This window comes from Mycobacteroides immunogenum (genome assembly GCF_001605725.1).
Classification (GTDB): domain Bacteria; phylum Actinomycetota; class Actinomycetes; order Mycobacteriales; family Mycobacteriaceae; genus Mycobacterium; species Mycobacterium immunogenum.
In genome coordinates, this window is the sequence record NZ_CP011530.1 from 3399841 (window position 1) to 3417802 (window position 17962).

Annotated in this window: 18 protein-coding genes; 5 read left to right on the top strand and 13 right to left on the bottom strand. The window is 65.4% G+C overall.

The genetic code is table 11. From position 1 onward, the window contains the following. Positions 1-16 precede the first annotated feature (16 nt). Both ABG82_RS16690 and ABG82_RS16695 read right to left on the bottom strand, forming a co-directional pair. Entirely contained in the window at positions 17-505 is a 489-nt protein-coding gene (locus ABG82_RS16690; RefSeq protein ID WP_043078069.1) for an SRPBCC family protein, read from the bottom strand. Then, the gene (locus tag ABG82_RS16695) at positions 505-2247 is read right to left on the bottom strand and encodes a proline--tRNA ligase (RefSeq protein ID WP_043078070.1); all 1743 of its coding nucleotides are present in this window, start codon (positions 2245-2247) and stop codon (positions 505-507) included. Before ABG82_RS16695 ends, ABG82_RS16690 begins: the two co-directional genes overlap by 1 nt. Positions 2248-2335: 88 nt before the next feature. On the opposite strand from ABG82_RS16695, the gene ABG82_RS16700 reads away from it, so the two are divergent. Next, positions 2336-2695 carry a hypothetical protein gene (locus ABG82_RS16700; RefSeq protein ID WP_043078071.1) on the top strand — a complete coding sequence of 120 codons (360 nt, stop codon included), beginning with the start codon at positions 2336-2338 and terminating at the stop codon, positions 2693-2695. Here the strand turns inward: ABG82_RS16700 and ABG82_RS16705 are convergent. Then, on the bottom strand, positions 2692-4215 hold the full coding sequence (locus ABG82_RS16705) for an MFS transporter (protein WP_043078072.1): 1524 nt from the start codon (positions 4213-4215) through the stop codon (positions 2692-2694). The genes ABG82_RS16700 and ABG82_RS16705 overlap by 4 nt on opposite strands. 39 nt (positions 4216-4254) lie before the next feature. Beyond that, positions 4255-5457 carry a uroporphyrinogen-III C-methyltransferase gene (gene cobA, locus ABG82_RS16710; protein WP_043078073.1) on the bottom strand — a complete coding sequence of 401 codons (1203 nt, stop codon included), beginning with the start codon at positions 5455-5457 and terminating at the stop codon, positions 4255-4257. 76 nt (positions 5458-5533) lie between these two features. On the opposite strand from cobA, the gene ABG82_RS16715 reads away from it, so the two are divergent. The 3 genes from ABG82_RS16715 (at position 5534) to ABG82_RS28280 (ending at position 8756) form a co-directional block, all read left to right on the top strand. After that, on the top strand, positions 5534-7492 hold the full coding sequence (locus ABG82_RS16715) for an ABC transporter ATP-binding protein (protein WP_043078074.1): 1959 nt from the start codon (positions 5534-5536) through the stop codon (positions 7490-7492). Next, on the top strand, positions 7489-8265 hold the full coding sequence (locus tag ABG82_RS16720; RefSeq protein WP_043078075.1) for an energy-coupling factor transporter transmembrane component T family protein: 777 nt from the start codon (positions 7489-7491) through the stop codon (positions 8263-8265). Before ABG82_RS16715 ends, ABG82_RS16720 begins: the two co-directional genes overlap by 4 nt. Positions 8266-8390: 125 nt before the next feature. After that, entirely contained in the window at positions 8391-8756 is a 366-nt protein-coding gene (locus tag ABG82_RS28280) for a hypothetical protein (protein ID WP_131676259.1), read from the top strand. A 56-nt stretch (positions 8757-8812) separates the two neighbouring features. On the opposite strand, the gene ABG82_RS16725 is transcribed toward ABG82_RS28280, so the two are convergent. The 4 genes from ABG82_RS16725 to ABG82_RS16740 all read right to left on the bottom strand — a co-directional run bounded on the left by ABG82_RS16725 (position 8813) and on the right by ABG82_RS16740 (position 10512). Beyond that, on the bottom strand, positions 8813-9076 hold the full coding sequence (locus ABG82_RS16725) for a hypothetical protein (RefSeq protein ID WP_052511014.1): 264 nt from the start codon (positions 9074-9076) through the stop codon (positions 8813-8815). Then, positions 9073-9372 carry a hypothetical protein gene (locus ABG82_RS16730; RefSeq protein WP_052511015.1) on the bottom strand — a complete coding sequence of 100 codons (300 nt, stop codon included), beginning with the start codon at positions 9370-9372 and terminating at the stop codon, positions 9073-9075. Before ABG82_RS16730 ends, ABG82_RS16725 begins: the two co-directional genes overlap by 4 nt. A 3-nt stretch (positions 9373-9375) precedes the next feature. Beyond that, positions 9376-10014 (bottom strand): MspA family porin, encoded by a 639-nt coding sequence (locus ABG82_RS16735; protein ID WP_043078119.1) that lies wholly within the window; start codon positions 10012-10014, stop codon positions 9376-9378. A gap of 189 nt (positions 10015-10203) precedes the next feature. Continuing rightward, the gene (locus ABG82_RS16740; protein ID WP_078343344.1) at positions 10204-10512 is read right to left on the bottom strand and encodes a hypothetical protein; all 309 of its coding nucleotides are present in this window, start codon (positions 10510-10512) and stop codon (positions 10204-10206) included. Positions 10513-10713: 201 nt separating this feature from the next. On the opposite strand from ABG82_RS16740, the gene ABG82_RS16745 reads away from it, so the two are divergent. Then, positions 10714-12042, top strand: a complete 1329-nt coding sequence (locus ABG82_RS16745) for an HNH endonuclease signature motif containing protein (RefSeq protein ID WP_043078076.1) — start codon at positions 10714-10716, stop codon at positions 12040-12042. 10 nt (positions 12043-12052) lie between these two features. Here ABG82_RS16745 and ABG82_RS16750 read toward each other — a convergent pair whose 3' ends face one another. The 5 genes from ABG82_RS16750 to mqo are packed head-to-tail and all read right to left on the bottom strand — an operon-like array spanning position 12053 to position 17849. Next, entirely contained in the window at positions 12053-13411 is a 1359-nt protein-coding gene (locus ABG82_RS16750) for a cobyrinate a,c-diamide synthase (protein ID WP_078343345.1), read from the bottom strand. A gap of 6 nt (positions 13412-13417) precedes the next feature. Next, the gene (gene cobO / locus ABG82_RS16755; RefSeq protein WP_043078121.1) at positions 13418-14032 is read right to left on the bottom strand and encodes a cob(I)yrinic acid a,c-diamide adenosyltransferase; all 615 of its coding nucleotides are present in this window, start codon (positions 14030-14032) and stop codon (positions 13418-13420) included. A gap of 19 nt (positions 14033-14051) precedes the next feature. Beyond that, positions 14052-15929: a VWA domain-containing protein gene (locus ABG82_RS16760; RefSeq protein WP_043078077.1), complete on the bottom strand. Its 1878-nt coding sequence runs from the start codon at positions 15927-15929 to the stop codon at positions 14052-14054. After that, the gene (locus tag ABG82_RS16765) at positions 15922-16368 is read right to left on the bottom strand and encodes a GNAT family N-acetyltransferase (RefSeq protein WP_043078078.1); all 447 of its coding nucleotides are present in this window, start codon (positions 16366-16368) and stop codon (positions 15922-15924) included. The genes ABG82_RS16760 and ABG82_RS16765 overlap by 8 nt, the downstream gene beginning before the upstream one ends. Further along, complete coding sequence (mqo, locus tag ABG82_RS16770; RefSeq protein WP_052511016.1) at positions 16365-17849, bottom strand: malate dehydrogenase (quinone); 1485 nt, start codon at positions 17847-17849, stop codon at positions 16365-16367. Before mqo ends, ABG82_RS16765 begins: the two co-directional genes overlap by 4 nt. Between the last annotated feature and the right edge of the window lie 113 nt (positions 17850-17962).

Genomic DNA, 17962 nt, shown 5'->3' on the forward strand with positions numbered 1-17962 from the left:
TGGGCGGGAACGTCGGTCAGGCGAAGTGCTTCTGGGTGTCGGTGATCAGGCCGGACAGTCCACGACGGATCACCGGCTTGAGGTGGCGAGTGAATCCGAGCGTGGGCTCGATGAAGAAGCTCCAGGTGAACAGCGAGCCCGTCGCGGTGCCGACCACCTCGTACAGCTCACCGAAGCGCTTCGTTCCCGGGAAGGTGGCCGTCTCGACGGTGAACGCGTTGCGATACCGCTCCGGGCTCTCCTCCCACACGATGAACCGCTCGTTGACGGCCGCACCGGGCAGGGCCAGCTTGGCGGTACGGGTGGAGCCCACTCCACGCGGCTCGGGTGACGTCCAGCCGATCTTGTTGATGGCCTTGCACCAGTGCAGCGGGCTCTCGCCATTGAGCTCGGCCCACACGGTCGCCGCGTCCTTGGGTAGCGGCGTCGAGAACGTGTATACGAAATCGCTTGTGTTGAAATCGCTTTCCACCAGCGGTTGGAGCTTGAAGGACGGCATGAGCACTACCCTATCGCTTGTGTGACGGACGCCACTGCGTCGGTCACCGCAATGGGTTGCGTCTCCCCGGTGAACCGGTTGCGCAGTTCGATGGTTCCGTCGGCCCAGCCGCGGCCGATGACCACGATCCACGGCACCCCGAGCAACTCGGCGTCCTTGAACTTCACGCCCGGCGAGGCGGTCCGATCGTCAAGCAGCACCTCATGCCCCAGCCGGTCCAGATCCGCGGCCAGTTCTTCCGCGCCCGCGCGCGCGGCCTCGTCCTTGTTGGCGATGACCACATGCACATCGAACGGCGATATCGCGGACGGCCACCGCAGCCCGAGTTCGTCATGCTGCTGTTCGGCGACCACGGCCACCAGCCGTGAGACACCGACGCCGTAGGAGCCCTGGGTCAGCCGCACCGGCTTTCCGTTCTCGCCGAGCACATCGACGGTGAACGCATCCGTGTACTTGCGGCCCAACTGGAAGATGTGCCCGATCTCGATACCGCGAGCCGATACCAGCTGCCCGGCGCCGTCGGGCGAGGGATCGCCGTCACGTACCTCGGCGGCCTCGATGGTGCCGTCCGGGGTGAAGTCACGACCCACGACGAGGTCGACCACATGCTTCCCGGGCTCGTCGGCTCCCGTGATCCAGCCGGTGCCCTCCACCACACGCGGGTCCACGAGATAGCGAACACCGTTGGCGATCAAGGCCTTCGGACCGATGTAACCACGCACCAAAAACGGGTGTTTTGCGAAATCCGCGTCGCCCAGCAGCTCGTACTCGGCGGGCTCGAGCGCGGCTCCGAGGCGCTTGTCATCGACCTCACGATCGCCCGGCACCCCGACGGCCAGCAGCTCCCAATCGCCGCCCGGCTGACGCACTTTGAGCAGGATGTTCTTGAGGGTGTCCGCGGCGGTCACGGTTCGATCGAGACCGGCCGTGTTGGCCCATTCCACCAGGGTCGCGATGGTCGGGGTGTCTCCCGTCTCATGCACCGTGGCTTCGGGCAGCCCCTCGATGGGCCGCGCCGGCGGCGCCGGGGTGATCACGGCCTCCACATTGGCGGCGTAGCCCGATTCCACACAGCGCACGAAAGTGTCTTCACCGGTGGGGCTTTCGGCGAGGAATTCCTCCGACGCGCTACCGCCCATGGCGCCCGAGGTGGCTGCGACAATCACGTAGTCCAGGCCCAGCCGACCAAAGATCCGTTGGTATGCCTCACGATGCGCGTGATAGGCCGTCTTGAGCCCGTCGTCGGAGGTGTCGAAGGAGTAGGAGTCCTTCATCACGAATTCCCGGCCGCGCAGGATGCCCGCCCGGGGACGCGCCTCGTCCCGGTACTTGGTCTGCACCTGGTAAAGGATGACGGGGAAATCCTTGTAGGAGCTGTACTCCCCCTTCACGGTGAGCGCGAACAGCTCCTCGTGCGTGGGGCCCAGCATCATGTCGTTATCGCGCCGGTCCTTGAGCCGGAACAACGAGTCGCCGTACTCGGTCCATCGGTTGGTGGTCTCGTACGGTGCGCGTGGCAACAGCGCGGGCAGCAGGATCTCTTGGCCACCAATGGCGTTCATCTCTTCGCGGACGATGTTCTCGATCTTGCGCAACACCCGCAGACCGAGCGGCAGCCAGCTGTACACGCCCGGAGCGATGGGACGCACATACCCCGCCCGGATCAATAGCTTGTGGCTGGGGACCTCGGCGTCGGCCGGGTCATCGCGCAGCGTGCGTACGAAAAGCTCGGAGAGCCGGGTGATCATTTTCGATGAGCCTCTCGGGCGAAGACCGTCAGTTACGGTTGCACAGCATATCGGCGTGCGGTCGAGGCCTCGGGTTAGCATCACACGCATGCGTGCGTGGGCAGTCATTCCGGCGGTGGCGGTACTTGGTCTGGGATTAGCGGCACCGGCCGACGCGGCCCCAGCCACCGTCAAATACTCGTTGTCGGCCATCGGAATCGGCAATGCCGACTTCACCGTCCAGTATCAGGACGGCGGTCAGCTGCGCGAGGAATCCGGGCACACCTTCGCGGGGTATTACTGGGAACGCACCGCGAAGCTCGACGGCACCCCACCCGTTCTCCGGGTCACCGCGGCCGGCGCGCCCAGCGTCTTCCGGATGTCCTGCCATATCACCGTGAACGACGGCATCCCCGTGACCAACGGGCTGTTGTTCCGCGCCGGGGATTACACGCCGCAGGACTGCTAGGCCTGTTCGAGTTCTTCCTCGTCGAGGCCCTGATCGTGGGCGGCCTGGGCCTTCTGTGCGTGGGCGACGTCGGCTGCGCTGTAGGTGATGAACAGCGCAGCCACTCCCACCAGCACGGCCGTTCCGGCGATCCACAGCATGCCGTAGGTGTAGCCGTGGTCGAGCGCGTGCAGCTGGGCCTGGTTCATGTTCTGCACTGGCCCCTTGGCACCGCCCAGGTACAGCGTTCGTGAGGTGATGATCGCCTGGATGATCACCAGAACGATTGGCCCACCCAGGTTTTGCAGCATGAGAGAAATAGCGGACAGCGGCCCGATGCGATCGGAGTCCACTCCGGTGATGGCGGACAGGATCACCGGCACCACGATGGTGCCGATGCCGACACCGCCGACGAAGATGGCCGTCGAGAAGTCTGGGAAGTACGCGATGGTCCGGTCGATCGTCGAGCCGTACAGCATCGCACCGAATACGACCACGCCACCGCACAGGATCAGCACCCGCGGCGCCAACCGCGTGACGAGTTGGGACGAAACGGCCAGACCGATTCCCATGCCGACGACGAACGGAATGGCTGAGATTCCGGTGCGCAGCGGGCTGTACTTCATAAGATCCTGCATGTACAGGCCGATGGTGATGGTGAGGGTGAAGAGCACTCCACCGGCCATGAAGATCGCCGCGAACGTAGCAACCCGGTTGCGATCGGTGAACAGACTGAACGGCAGCACCGGGTTCTCGGCGGTGCGCTCGACAAAAAGGAATGCGATCAGCAGCGCGGCGGCCGCGATCAGCGACACGATCGTGTACGGAGAGTCCCAGCCACGGTCGGGTCCCTGGGTGAATCCGAACACCGCCGCCGTACAACCCAGCGTGGCAAGCACGGAACCCGCCACATCCAGCTTCATCGGCTCGCGTTCGGTCTCGGTCAGCGACCGCACCGCGAGGTAGATCATCAGGGCACCGGCCGGCACGTTGATGAGGAAGGCCAGGCGCCAGGACACCTCGGCCAGCGCACCACCGACGATCAGTCCGGCGATGGAGCCCACCCCCGTCATGGCGCCGAACACTCCGACCGCGGCGGTGCGCAGCGGCCCCTTGGGGAAGGTGGTCGCGATCAGTGCCAGCGCGGTGGGCGACGCGACCGCCGCACCCACACCCTGGATGAGACGGAAAATGGCCAGACCGATGTCTTCCTGCGCGAGGCCCACGCCGATGGAGGCGAGCGTGAACAACGCGATACCGCCGATGAAGACCCGTTTACGGCCAAAGGTGTCGCCGAGACGTCCGCCGAGCAGCATCAGCCCGCCGAAGGACAGCATGTAGGCGGTGATGACCCAGCTTCGGGTGGCGTCGTTGAGGTGCAACTCGGCCTGAATCTTGGGCAGCGTGACCACCGCGATGGTGCCGTCCATGGTGGCCAGGAACTGCATACCGGCGATCGCGATGACGGCATACAGGTAGTGCCGGGAGGGCAGAAATTCGCGCGCCTTTTGAGTGAGCTGCTCGACGCTGAGGCCAGACATGGAGGACACCTTACCGTCCTCTTAACGTCGCTTTAGAGCTCAAAAGGCGCCGTAAGCGGCGACAGGACCGATGACGATGATTGCCGGCGGTCTGATGCCCTGCGAGCGAATGCGTTCTGGCGCCGTGGAGAGATCCGCGCGCAGCACGCGTTGCTCGTCGGTGGTGCCGTGTTGAACCACCAACACCGGAGTATCCGCAGGTCGGCCACCTTCTATGAGCACCTTTGCGAATTGCTCGATGCGCTCGACTGCCATCAGCAGCACGATGGTGCCCTTCAGGGCAGCAAGCGCATCCCAATTGACTAACGATTCCGGATGTCCGGGTGCGACGTGTCCGCTGACGACCACGAACTCGTGGTTCACCGCGCGATGCGTGACGGGCACGCCGGCGGCCGCCGGCACCGAGATCGCGCTGGTCACACCGGGTACGACGGTCACCTGGACGCCGGCTTCGGCACATGCCAGCACCTCTTCGTAGCCGCGCGCGAAGACGAACGGGTCGCCGCCTTTGAGCCGCACCACGAACTTGCCCTCCTGAGCCCGTTCGATGAGCACCCGGTTGATCTCTTGCTGCGCCATCGCGCGCCCGTAGGGGATCTTCGCCGCGTCGATGACCTCGACATGCGGTCCCAGATCGGCAAGCAGCTCGGCGGGTGCCAGCCGGTCGGCGACCACCACATCGGCCTGCGCGAGGAGCCTGCGCCCGCGCACAGTAATGAGATCAGGATCACCAGGGCCGCCGCCGACAAGCGCCACGCCTTGCGGTTTGACGCGATCCTCGCCTCTGTCATCGATGAGACCCCGCTGTAGCGCCTCATGGATGGCCGAACGCAGCGCTGCCGATCGTTTGTGCTGACCACCGGTCAAAACACCCACCGCGATGCCGTCGTGATTGAACGAGGCAGGCGTGACAGCCGTGCCTTCCCGGGCGGAGTCGGCCCGAACGCAGAAGATGTGGCGGCGTTCGGCTTCGTCCACGACGGCCGCGTTCACCGCCGGGTCGTCGGTGCAGGCGATGGCGTACCAGGCACCGTCGAGGTCCCCATCCTGATAGGGGCGCAAGCTCAGGGTGATCGAGGCCATGCCCTCGACGGCAGGGGTCGCGCTGGGCGCGATCACGTGGACATCGGCTCCGCTGGCGATCAGCAGCCCCAGGCGCCGCTGCGCGACAGAACCGGCGCCGACGACCACGACCTTGCGTCCGGTGAGGCGGAGGCCGACGAGGTAGGCGTCATGAGTCACCGCGCGAGTTTACGTGGACGCCGATCGCGAGGCCGGGTTAGCCGTGCTCTAATCGGTCCCAGTGCAATCCCATCGCATGCAACCAGCGGAGTTGGCCCAGGCCGCGATGACTGCTGCCCTCATGGGCGCCATCGCCGTCGTCTCCATCGTGTTACCGGGCGCGGTGGTCTTCGCATGGCTCGGTGCGGTACCGATGGGGGTGCTCTGTTACCGGCACCGCATCCGCGTCGCTTTGGCCGCATGCGTTGCCGCCGGCCTCATCAGTTTTCTCATCGCCGGATTCGGCGGCCTGGTGTCAGCGTTGACATGCGCCTACATGGGCGCGATTTCCGGCCAGGTGCGCCGCCGGAATCGCGGCGCGGCAACGATGTTCGTGGTCGCCGCGTTGTGGGGCGTGTTGGTCTCCATTTTCTGCGTGGGTGTTTTCGCGGCCCTGCGGAATCTGCGCGAGGTGGTGCTCGGTGCCGTGGCCGCCAACGTGGGCGGTTTCGCGGCGCTGCTGCGGGAAGTGCCGGTTCTTGGCGGCGCGGCGGCGGGGCTCGACCACGCCGTCGCGGGCTGGCTTGTGCACTGGCCGTGGTTCTTCGGAGTCTCGGTGTGGCTCATCGTCATCTTCGGGACATCGTTCGGATGGCGGGTTTTGACGCCCGTGCTGCGCAGGCTCGAGCAGGTGACCGACCTGGCATCGGTGGGCACACTGCCCGCTCCGCACGAGAACATTCCGCCCGGGCCGCTGCCGACCGTTCTCACCGATGTCGGCTATCGATATGCCGGCGCGAGCCGGGATGCGCTGAAGCCAGTGACGATGCGGGTCGATATCGGTGAACACATCGCGGTGACCGGCGCCAACGGCACTGGCAAGTCCACCCTCATGCGCATCTTGGCGGGGGTGCCTCCCACGGCGGGAACCATCGAACGTCCGGCGGGGGTTGGCCTGGGCCAGGTGGGTGGGACTGCCCTGGTCTTACAGCACCCCGAGAGTCAGGTGCTCGGGCTGCGTGTGGGTGACGACATCGTGTGGGGACTGCCACCTGACCGCACTATCGATATCGAAAGTCTGCTCACCGAGGTGGGATTGGGCGGTATGGCCGACCGGGATACCGCAGGACTCTCCGGCGGGGAGCTGCAGCGGCTCGCGGTCGCCTCGGCACTGGCCCGGGAACCTGCCCTCCTGATCGCCGATGAGGTCACCACCATGGTGGACCACGACGGTCGCCAGACGCTTCTCACTGTGCTGGACGGGCTCACCGCCCACCACCGTCTTGGGCTGGTACACATCACCCATTACCCGCAGGAGGCCGACGCCGCGGATCGGGTGGTGGCCTTGGGCGGCATCGAGGTACGGGCGGGCGAGGAGCGCCCATTCCCCATTGAATCCGCCAGCGGTGAAACGATTCTCGATGTGCGGCAAGTATCGTTCGACTACGCGGCAGGCACGCCGTGGTCGCAACCGGTGCTGCGGGATGTCTCCTTGAAGGTCCGCTCCGGCGACGGAATCTTGCTGTGCGGTGGCAACGGGTCGGGCAAGTCCACCCTGGCCTGGATCATGGCGGGCCTACTGGAACCGTCGGCGGGCCAATGCCTGCTCGACGGCCGGCCCGCCGCGGAGCAGGTTGGCGCTGTCGCGTTGTGTTTCCAAGCCGCGCGGCTACAGCTGCTGCGCGGCCATGCCGGTGCGGCGGTGGCCGAACTGGCCGGGTACTCGAGCTCCGACACCGAAAGCATCGATCGCGCGCTGGCCTCGGTCAGTCTGGACCCCGCCGTTGGCGGAGTGTTGATCGATCGGCTCAGCGGCGGCCAATTACGACGTGTCGCACTGGCCGGGCTGCTGGCGCGGTCGCCACGCCTCTTGATTCTCGACGAACCACTGGCGGGCCTGGATGTCGATGCTCAGGCCGACCTCATCGACTTGTTGGTGCGCATTCGCAACGGCGGACAGGCCGTCATCGTGATCTCCCACGACACCGACAGCCTGTCTCCGTTATGTCCACGCACCATTCGGCTGGAGCAGGGTGAGTTGGTGAGCGCCCAATGAGTCCGCGGCGCCCGTTGATGCTGATGCGACCGATTCCCGGTCAGTCGCCCATCCACTCATTGTGGGCTGGCACGAAACTGCTGGCCGTGCTGGCGATATCGGTGTTGCTCACCATCATGCCGTCATGGACGGCGATTGGCGTCGTCGCGCTGCTCATCGCGGGGACCGCTGCGCTCGCCGGCATTTCACCCCGATGTGTGCCGTCCGTGCCACGGTGGGTCTGGCTGCTGGTGGTGGCGGGCAGCTTGTTCACCATCGTCAACGGAGGCGCTCCCGAGCTACGGCTGGGACCCGTCACAGTCGGAGTGGGCGGCTTCCTCGACTTCCTGCGCGTCACGTCACTTGGTCTGGTGCTGATCGGCCTGGGCGCGGTGATCTCATGGACAACTCAGGTCGCCGACATAGCTCCTGCGGTGGCACTTTTGTGTCGCCCGCTACGCCTCGTACGGGCGCCAGTCGATGATTGGGCCGTCACCATCTCCCTGGCGTTCCGCATGTTTCCGATGCTGTCCGAGGAGTTCCGGCTGCTGGCGGCGGCCCGCAAGCTCCAGCCGCCTGCGCCGGAGAAACCTTCGCGGCGTGCGGAAATGGTGGATCTGTGCACGGCTGCCATGGTGGTCTCGCTGCGTCGTGCCACCGAAATGGGTGATGCCATAACCGCGCGAGGCGGCGCGGGGCGCATCGCTGCGCATCCGGCCCATCCGGGATGGCGCGATGCGGTGGCGGCCACGGTGTTGATCGGGGTCTTGGCATTCGCACTAGTACTGAGCTGAGACTTCCCAGTTTTCCGTCAGAAACCAGAACCCACAGTAATTCCGAAGAGATCCCGTGGGGAACTTTGATTTTCACGTCTTACCTTTTGCTTGTCGAACCTCGGCACGTGAAAGGAGACAGCGTGATGCCCGTTCGATCCTCAGTACGCAGCGGTGTTGTCGTCGCCGCTATCGGCGCCTCATTGCTTGGTGCAGTTGCGATCCCGGCAGTTGCGTCGGCCGCGCCGGCCACCGGGTACACCACCGACCATGTCGACTGGCGAGGTGGCGGTCATCGCTACTGGGACCACCCGGAGTGGGGCCGAGGCTGGAATCGCGGCTATCCGGCGCCCGGCTGGATTCCACCCCGGGGCTGGTACCCACCCGCCGATTGGGTTCCGCCGCAAGGTTGGTACCCGCCCGCGGGCTGGGCACCGCCGGGTGATTGGGCAGGTCCATGCAGCGGCCCATTGTTCGACCTGCTCCACCCCGCGCGTTGCTTCCGGGTGTAGTTGTTCCCCGAGCTTGGGCGCGTGCGCCCGCCCCTCCAGTGGAGTGATGTCTCACGTCACGGGCCGAATCCACCACTGGCCTGCACACCTCCGGACGCCCCGGCCGCATCCACCCCGCCGGACATCCGGGGACCGCGCGCGCCGGACATCGACGACGGAAGTCGTGTTCCTCGAGACAGATTCAACGCGGGTAGTTGCCCCGGCGCGACCACCGGCCCGTATGGGGACGGGCTGGGCGGCGGTAGCTCCGCCGAGGCCGGAGCACCGAACCCAGCGGAAAGTCCCATCACCAACACCGCGACACACCCCACCCGGATCATCGAACGTTTCCTTCACCTGTTCCCCGCGGGTCTTCCAACTGCCCACCGGTCATCCCGCCGCTGACACGCGCGGAGTGCCCCGCTTCGAGCCCGGCCGAGATATGCGCGCCGCGCCCCGGCCTGGGCAACAACCCAAACGCCGGTTGCGACGGTGTCGCCGCATGATTGTTCGGCGCACTACCCGGTACCGCTACCGGTACGGCTGGGTTTATCGGGGGCGGCTCAGCCGCCGCCACGGCAGCGGAGGCAAGCCACGCCCCCAGAAGGAAAAGCATTGCTGTTACGGCTGATCGCATGGGCTAGATCCTGATCGGATCGCCGTAGATCGCGAACTCGGTGTGACCGGTCTCCGTGGAAACACGCAACGAAGCGAAAGACCGAATCGTGACATCTCCACCGCATGCGTCGGCCTTGAGATGAACGTTGTCCAGATCCAGCGCACCGGTGTTACCTCGCGACAACACCATGTTGCCCAGCGGCAGATTGACGATGACGCCCGGTTGCAGCACGGTCTGTACGAAACCGCTGACGCCGGCACTGCCACCGACGCCCACGGTTTGTAAGGGAAGCACACCCAGATTCACTGATGGTGCGACACCTGCGGATCCGCCGATCTGCAATCCCGACGACACATCGGACTGGCAACCAAGTTGGTAGCCGATGAGGAAGAGACTGTCGGTGATGGGATTGGCTCCACCTGTCGCGGTCGCCGTGCCCGAGAGCGTGACAAAGGCCTCCCGCGAGTTGGCGGCGGCCGCGAGATTCGGCACCGAGTTCACCCGCTCATGGTCCAACCGGATCTCCAGATGCCATCCATCCCGGGTAGTCCTCGAATACAGCTGTGGCGCCATGTCTCTTGGCTCCGCACTGGCAGCGGCGGGTTCAGTTAGCCCAAACACGGCCACCAGAAAACCCGTGACTACTAGGCGGGCAATCATGAGATCCACCACGGCGCATCACGGCGCACATTCACATACAACAAAGGTCTATAGAAGCTGGCAGAGGTCACCACTACAAACGTTCCAATCAACGGATACGGAGCCGGCGAGGCGCACGAAAAATACACCCTCGACGGCTAGTGAAGGTTTGATATGTACAAGACGGCAACGATGACCGTCCGGCAGCCCTCAGCGCCGATTGATTCGTAAGTGCAGAAGCCTTTGTCGCCCAAAATTTTCCGGACCCCGTGAAATCACCGCGCCCCGGCGCGCCATCAACACAATCAGCAGGGCTGCGCCACCAAGGGAAATGACCGACAGGGCGTGCGGGAGCCAAACCGGCTCTCCAACTAGCCCGTGACGAAAACGAGTTGCGGCCACGCCATGCTGCACCAGTTCCCAGTGATGGGCCTCGACAGTGTCATATAAGGACACCGGTGCGGCGGTATCCCCCAAATGCGAACTCTCACCCGGAAATAGGCAAGCACCGCCGACCAACAAACACAAAATCGCCAGCAGGGCTGCGGAGTACAGCTGGTACTTGGGTACCCCGCGACCAGACATATCGACGATGGTACCAGGAAGATTTTTGCGACTCCGGGGCTCGGCATTCGTAATTCTCGAAATACCTTCTGTCACAGTGGTTTCTAGCGCAACAATCTGCACGGACTTGTCGGTGTCCGTCTTTACGATGCACGTATGAGTTCGATCAGGATGTTGGAGGCGGCGGTTGATGCCGTATGCGCTGACACCTTGGCCGGACTCTCCAGCCCTGAGCTGCTGGCGACACTGGCACGTATGGAGGTGGTCCAACGCCGGCTCGCCGCTGCGTCACACGCCGGCATCGCACAGTTGGTGCAGCAGGCGTCCCCGGTGGAGTTGGGCGGTACGTCGTTTCCGGATGTGTTGTCGCGGCGGTTGCATATTGGTAAGGGGGCGGCGCGGCGCCGGATCGCCGACGCCGAGCAGCTGGCGCCGCGGCGGGTGTTGACCGGCGAGGTGTTGGCACCGCAACTACCCTGCACCGCTGAAGCGTTGGGGCGTGGCGATATCGGTGAGGAACATGTCCGGATCATCCGGCACTTCTTCGATCGGCTCCCGGCGGTGGTCGATGCCCTCACCCGGGAAGCAGCCGAGGCGCAGCTGGCGGTGATGGCGGCGCAGTTTGGGCCCGAGGCGCTGCGGGTCGGTGCCGACCGGCTGATGGCCCTACTCAACCCCGACGGACAGTTCTCCGACGCCGATCGGGCGCGCCGACGCGGACTCACGATCGGGCCGCAAGGCTTCGATGGCATGTCCGCGATCTCAGGTCTGCTGGATCCGGAGACGCGGGCTTATGTGGACGCGGTGTTCGCCAAACTAGCCGCCCCCGGCATGTGCAACCCCAACGATCAAAGCCCCACCGTGGATGGTGAGGTGTCACCCGAGGCCGCTGAACGCGATACCCGCACCGTGACACAACGCCACCACGACGCCCTACGCGCAGCCCTGCGCTCCACCCTGGCCAGCGCAGAGCTGGGTTCACACCACGGACTACCCGTCACCGTCGTCATCACCACCACACTCAAAGAGTTGGAAGACGGCGCCGGAATCGCGATGACCGGCGCGGGCACCCGCCTGCCGATGCGCGACCTGATCCGCATGGCCACCCACGCCCACCACTACCTAGCGATCTTCAACGACAACGGCCGACCCCTCTATCTCGGACGCACTAAACGCATCGCCACCCCCGAACAGCGCCTCGTGCTCCACGCCCGCGACCGCGGCTGCACCCACCCCCAATGCACGGTCCCTGGATACCTCTGCGAAGTCCACCACATCACCGAATGGGCCCACGGCGGACCCACCAACATCGACAACCTCACCTTCGCCTGCGCACCCCACCACCGCCTCCTAGGCCACGGCTGGAACACCCGAAAACGACCAGACGGCACCACCGAATGGATACCCCCACCACAACTGGTTTTAGACGACCTGCGCACCAACACGTTCCACCATCCGGAACTCCGCACACTTCAGCCAGACTGAGGCCTATGCCTCAGCGATACGTCGCCGCCTGGGCCACGAAACGTGCCACCGCGCCGGGGTGAGCGGCGGGATGGGTGTGCAGGTACGAGGCATGTATCCGCCCTCCCCCCGCGACCGCGCCTTCGCGACGGACGCCGTCACCGGTGCGCCAGGCCCAGGCAGCGTGCTCTGCGCCCGTGCGGTAGTCGACGGTGGTGCGGTGAAATTCGTGCCCGCTCAGCCGCTCTCCCTCCTCGAACAGAACCGATCCGGTGATCGCCACCGCATCCCGGTATCCGAGGGTGAGCGAGTCGGTAAACCGCGCACGCGCGTCCAACACTGCGCACATCGGCGCACCGTCCAGGTCGGTGCACAGGTAGGTGAGCCCGGCACATTCGGCATGAATCGGCCCGGACATCTCACGAACCTGTTGACGCAGATACTCATTGGATGACAGGTCGGCGGCGAACTGCTCGGGAAATCCGCCGGGCAGCACCAGGGCCGCTGTCCCAGCGGGTAACGAGTCTGAGCGCGGATCAAATTCGGCGACAGCCGCTCCCGCCGCCGACAAGAGCTCGCGGTGCTCGGCATAACCGAAGGTAAACGCCTGGCCCGCGGCCAGCGCAACCACCGGATCCCCCACGGCCGGCACCCCCACGACCTCCGCCGGATCCCACCGCGGCGCACTCACGTCGCTGCGGGCAGCGGCCACAATCGCGGCGACATCCACATGCGCGGCGACAAGCCGTGTCATCGCCGCTATCGCGTCGAGTGCGGCGCGGCCATGTTCGACAGCTGTCACCAAGCCCAAATGCCTTGAGGGAACGGATAGTTCTTCGGTGCGCGGCAGCGCCCCGAACACCGTGAGCCCAGCACGACCGGCAGCGGCGGTGAGAATCTCCCGGTGTCGCGCCGACCCGACCCGATTCAGGATGACGCCGGCAATCCGGATCCCCGCCTCGGCGGCGTGTGCCACAAAACCGTGCAGCAGTGCCGACAAGCTTTGGCTGTACCCTTTGGCATCCACCACCAGCACGACAGGCACGCCGAGCAGGGCCGCGATCTCCGCCGTCGAGCCCTTCGCATCGCCGACCCGCCCGTCGAAAAGCCCCATCACCCCTTCGATCACGCCGATATCGGCGTTCTGGCTCCCGTGTCCGTACAACGGACCGATCAGATCGCTGCCCACCAGCACGCTGTCCAGATTGCGCCCCGGCCTCCCGGTGGCCAGGGTGTGGTATCCGGGATCGATGTAGTCGGGCCCCACCTTGAACGGTGCCACCCGGTGACCAGCGGCTCGCAGCGCACCCATCAAACCCGTTGCCACCGTGGTCTTCCCGCTCCCGGAGGCGGGCGCGGCGATCACTACAGCGGGAACGCTAGAGGACACCACGCACTACCACTCGATGCCGCGCTGACCCTTGCGGCCCTGGTCCATCGGATGTTTGACCTTCGTCATCTCCGTGACCAGGTCGGCGGCATCGAGCAGCTGTTGCGGCGCGTCCCGCCCGGTGATGACCACATGTTGCATGCCGGGCCGGGAGCGGAGCGCCTCGACCACTTCGTCCACGTCGACCCACCCCCACTTGAGGGGGTAGGTGAATTCGTCCAGCACGTAGAAGCCATGCTCCTCCGCGGCCAGTCGGCGCGCGATCTCTGCCCATCCGGCCGCCGCGTCCGCGGCATGGTCCGTCTCGGTTCCCGCCTTACGCGACCAGGACCAGCCCGATCCCATCTTGTGCCACTGCACCGAGCCGCCGATACCGTGCTCATCGTGCAGTTTGGCGAGTTCACCGAAGACCGACTCCTCGCCCACCCGCCACTTGGCACTCTTGACGAACTGGAACACCGCGACATCGGCCCCGTGATGCCAGGCACGTAACGCCATCCCGAAAGCCGCTGTCGACTTTCCCTTTCCGGCGCCGGTATGCACGGCCAGAATCGGTGCGTTGCGGCGCGCCTTGGTGGTGAGTCCATCCTCCGGAACCACCAGTGGCTGCCCCTGTGGCATGCGAACCTCCTCCGCTATCTCACGCGGCAGCGGTGGCGCCGCGCACCACCCCGGCAAGCCGGTCGGCGTTCAATTGGTCAAGCTGGATCACCGGCGCGTCGAGCTGCTGGGCAAGCGTGACCGCCAAATCCATGCGCACAAAAGATGTCTCACAGTCGACTACCACGCAGGCAACTTGTTCGGCACGCACCATGCCCGCCGCACGACGGGTGCGGCCCAAAGGATCCGGGCCGCCGGTGGCACGGCCATCGGTGAGCACCACCACCAACGCACGGCGGTGCGGATCACGCCCACGCTCGCGTGCCACCAGGTCGCGCGCCGCCAGAAGTCCTTGGGCCAAGGGAGTCTTGCCACCGGTGTCGAACTGCTGCAGCTTGCGGCCCGCGATATGCGTCGAACTGGTGGGGGCCAACAGCGTCGCGGCTTCCTGTCCGCGAAAGGTGATGACCGCGACCTTATCCCGGCGCTGGTAGGCATCGCGCAGCAGCGACAAGGTCGCTCCGCTGACCGCCGACATCTTCTGACGTGCCGCCATCGAACCGGAGGCGTCGACCACGAAGATCACCAGATTGCCTTCGCGCCCTTCCCTGATCGCCCATTGCACGTCCGCGAGTACCGGCCTGGGCAGCCTGCCCGGTTGGGTCACCCGGCTTGCCGCGGACATCAGCGTGCCGATCACATGCACCCCGAAACCTTCATCGGAGCTCGGAGCAATCACCTTGCCCGTGCGATTACGTGCCGCGGAGCGTCTGCCCGGAGCTCCCATGCCGACGCCGGGTACCCGGAAGGTCTTGGCACGAAAGGTCGCCGAAGGCGCGGGACTAGGCCGGGAAGGCGCTGGCGCGGAAGTCGAATCCTGCTGTGAATCATCGGCTTTCGCGGGCTCTGGCGCGGACTCCGGCGCACCACCGCCCCCGGGCCCGTCCGGATCGGGCTCAGGGTCCTCCCCGTCCTTATCCTGCGGTGGAGCGCTGTCGCGCATCGCCTGGTCGAGCTGATCCGGATCCAGCCCCGGTTCGTCGAACGGGTCCCTTCGGCGCCGATGCGGCAATGCGAGTTCGGCTGCCACCCGGATATCGGGCTCACCTACCGTCTCGGCACCGCGCCATGCGGCGTGCGCGACAGCGGCACGTGCCACCACCAGATCGGCGCGCATCCCGTCGACATCAAAGGCCGCGCACAACGCCGCGATGCGCTGTAATTCGGCGTCGGGCAAGACAACCCGCGGTAGCAGCTGCCGGGCGTCGGCAATACGGGCAGCCAGCTCGGCCTCCTCGGAGGCGTACCGCCTGACGAATCCGGCCGGATCGGCTTCATAGGCGAGTCGCCGTCGAATGACCTCGGCCCGGACCGCGACATCACGCGAGGCGTGCACGTCCACCGCGAACCCGAAACGATCGAGCAACTGCGGACGCAGCTCCCCCTCCTCGGGATTCATCGTGCCGGTCAGCACGAATCGTGCGTCGTAGGAATGGGATACACCGTCACGCTCCACGTGCACCCGGCCCATCGCCGCCGCATCCAGGATCACGTCAACAAGGTGATCGTGCAGCAGGTTGACCTCGTCTACGTAGAGGACGCCGCCATCGGCACGCGCCAGCAGCCCCGGCGAGAAGGCGTGTTCACCGTCGCGCAGTACCTTCTGCAGGTCCAGAGATCCCACGACGCGGTCTTCGGTAGCACCGATCGGGAGCTCCACGAGGCGTGCGCCGTCAACCGAAGCCAGGACTGATGCCAGTGCGCGCACCGCGGTCGATTTGGCCGTGCCCTTCTCGCCACGAATGAGTACACCACCGATATCGGGCCGTACCGCCGAGAGCACAAGCGCCAACCGCAGCTGATCGTGTCCGACGACCGCGCTCAGTGGGTATCCGGGAACCGCTGTGTGGCTAGCCATTTGCGGCCACCCATGTCATCGGCACATGCGGTATCTCGTCCTCAAGGAATTCGTCACCGGAAACCACGAATCCCAGCTTGCCATACATGTCTTTCAGGTGGGCCTGCGCATTCAGCCGGCAGCGCGCACCACCAATCTCGGCCAGCACGGCACCGACCAGGCGCGCGGCATGCCCCCGGCCCCGTTCGGGCTCGGCGGTACATACCCGCCCGATCCAGAAACCGTCCCCGGCCGGGTCGGCGAGCACACGCAACCCGCTGACGACAATGCCGTCCGGGTCCTTGATCCAGAAATGCCGGGTATCGGGGTCCAGGTCGCGGCCGTCGAGATCCTGGTACGCGCAGTTCTGCCCGACGATGAAAGCCTGGGCGCGCAACCGCAGCAGCCCGTAGAGCGTGGTGGCGTCCAGGTCCGCGGACCAGGACCACCCGATGCTCACTGCTCCAGGCCGAGAACCCGTGTCCCCCAGTCCCACACCTCACCGAACAGCGAGGGCTCATCCGAGAGGCTGATGCCCAGCGACGGGATCATCTCCTTGAGCTTGGGCATCCAGTTCGCGTAGCGGTCGGGGAAACAGCGCTGCATCACATCGAGCATCGCCGGCACCGCCGTCGACGCACCCGGCGAAGCACCGAGCAGGCCGGCGATGCTGCCGTCGGCCGAGTTGAGGACCATGGTGCCGAATTCCAGCGCGCCACCCTTGCCCTTGGCCGGCCTGATGACCTGCACTCGCTGCCCGGCGGTAATCAGCTCCCAATCGGAACGCTGTGCCTTGGGGGCGAATTCGCGCAGCATGTCCACGCGGTCATCGGGTGTGAGGGCGAGCTGGCTCAGCAGGAAGGTGGCGAGCTTGAACTCGGTCAGGCCGACACCCACCATCGACATCAGGTTGTTGGGCTTGATCGAGGCGGGTAGGTCAGTGACCTTACCCATCTTGAGGAACTTGGGCGACCAGCCGGCGAACGGCCCGAACAGCAGCCATTCCTTGCCGTTGATCACGCGAGTATCCAAGTGCGGTGCCGACATCGGGGGCGCACCGAGCGGCGGGAAGCCGTAAACCTTGGCCTTGTGACCATCGGTCAGGTCCGTGCTGTTGGTACGCAGGAACGCGCCGCTCACCGGGAATCCGCCGAAGCCCTTGGCTTCCGGGATTCCGGCCTTTTGCAACAGACCAAGAGCACCACCGCCGGCGCCCACGAAAACGAACTTGGCCTTGAGCTTGCGCTTCTCACCGGTGCGCCCGTTGACCAGCTTGAGAATCCATCCGCCGTCACTGTCCCGGCTGATGTTGCGAACCTCGGTGCCGAAGATCGCGCTGGTACCGCTGCGAACTCCAAAGCCCACCAACTGCTTTGACAACTCACCGAAGTCGACATCGGTGCCGTCCTGGCTCCAGTTCAGACCCACGGGGTCGGAGAAGTCGCGTCCGGCCGCCATCAACGGCAGGCGCCGCGCGAATTCGTCCTCGTCGTTGATGAACTCCATCTTCGCGAAGAGCGGGTTGCCCACCAAGGCCGCGTGGCGCTTACGCAGAAACTCGACCTTGTCGGCTCCGTGCACGTAGCTCACATGCGGGATGGGGTTGAGGAATCCCCGAACATCGGGCAGCACACCGTTCTCTACGGCGTACGCCCAGAATTGGCGGGACACCTGGAACTGCTCGTTGACGGTGATGGCCTTGGTGATGTCGATCGAGCCGTCGGCCTTCTGCGGGGTGTAGTTGAGCTCGCACAGTGCCGAGTGCCCGGTGCCCGCGTTGTTCCAGGGGTCACTGCTTTCGCTGGCGGCCGCGTCCAGCCGCTCGATCAGGGTGATCGACAGGTCCGGTTCCACCAACCGCAACAGCGCGCTGAGCGTCGCACTCATAATCCCTGACCCAATCAGGGCAACGTCTGTCTGCTCCACCTGCGCTTTTGACACCGGTTCACTGTCCTTTTCGAAATTTGATGGCGTGGCGATACTCCGCCGCTACCAAGCCACTACCTGCGAGTACACACAGGTTATCGCGCGCGTATATCCGTGATTCCTTCAAC

Bases quoted from the DNA above. Each gene is read 5' to 3' on its own strand.
- ABG82_RS16720 (WP_043078075.1), top strand. From the start codon at position 7,489: ATGAGTCCGCGGCGCCCGTTGATGCTGATGCGACCGATTCCCGGTCAG.
- ABG82_RS16725 (WP_052511014.1), bottom strand. From the start codon at position 9,076: ATGATCCGGGTGGGGTGTGTCGCGGTGTTGGTGATGGGACTTTCCGCT.
- ABG82_RS16715 (WP_043078074.1), top strand. From the start codon at position 5,534: ATGCAACCAGCGGAGTTGGCCCAGGCCGCGATGACTGCTGCCCTCATG.
- ABG82_RS28280 (WP_131676259.1), top strand. From the start codon at position 8,391: ATGCCCGTTCGATCCTCAGTACGCAGCGGTGTTGTCGTCGCCGCTATC.
- ABG82_RS16700 (WP_043078071.1), top strand. From the start codon at position 2,336: ATGCGTGCGTGGGCAGTCATTCCGGCGGTGGCGGTACTTGGTCTGGGA.
- ABG82_RS16745 (WP_043078076.1), top strand. From the start codon at position 10,714: ATGAGTTCGATCAGGATGTTGGAGGCGGCGGTTGATGCCGTATGCGCT.
- ABG82_RS16735 (WP_043078119.1), bottom strand. From the start codon at position 10,014: ATGATTGCCCGCCTAGTAGTCACGGGTTTTCTGGTGGCCGTGTTTGGG.
- ABG82_RS16705 (WP_043078072.1), bottom strand. From the start codon at position 4,215: ATGTCTGGCCTCAGCGTCGAGCAGCTCACTCAAAAGGCGCGCGAATTT.
- cobO (WP_043078121.1), bottom strand. From the start codon at position 14,032: ATGCCACAGGGGCAGCCACTGGTGGTTCCGGAGGATGGACTCACCACC.
- ABG82_RS16730 (WP_052511015.1), bottom strand. From the start codon at position 9,372: ATGCGATCAGCCGTAACAGCAATGCTTTTCCTTCTGGGGGCGTGGCTT.
- ABG82_RS16760 (WP_043078077.1), bottom strand. From the start codon at position 15,929: ATGGCTAGCCACACAGCGGTTCCCGGATACCCACTGAGCGCGGTCGTC.
- ABG82_RS16695 (WP_043078070.1), bottom strand. From the start codon at position 2,247: ATGATCACCCGGCTCTCCGAGCTTTTCGTACGCACGCTGCGCGATGAC.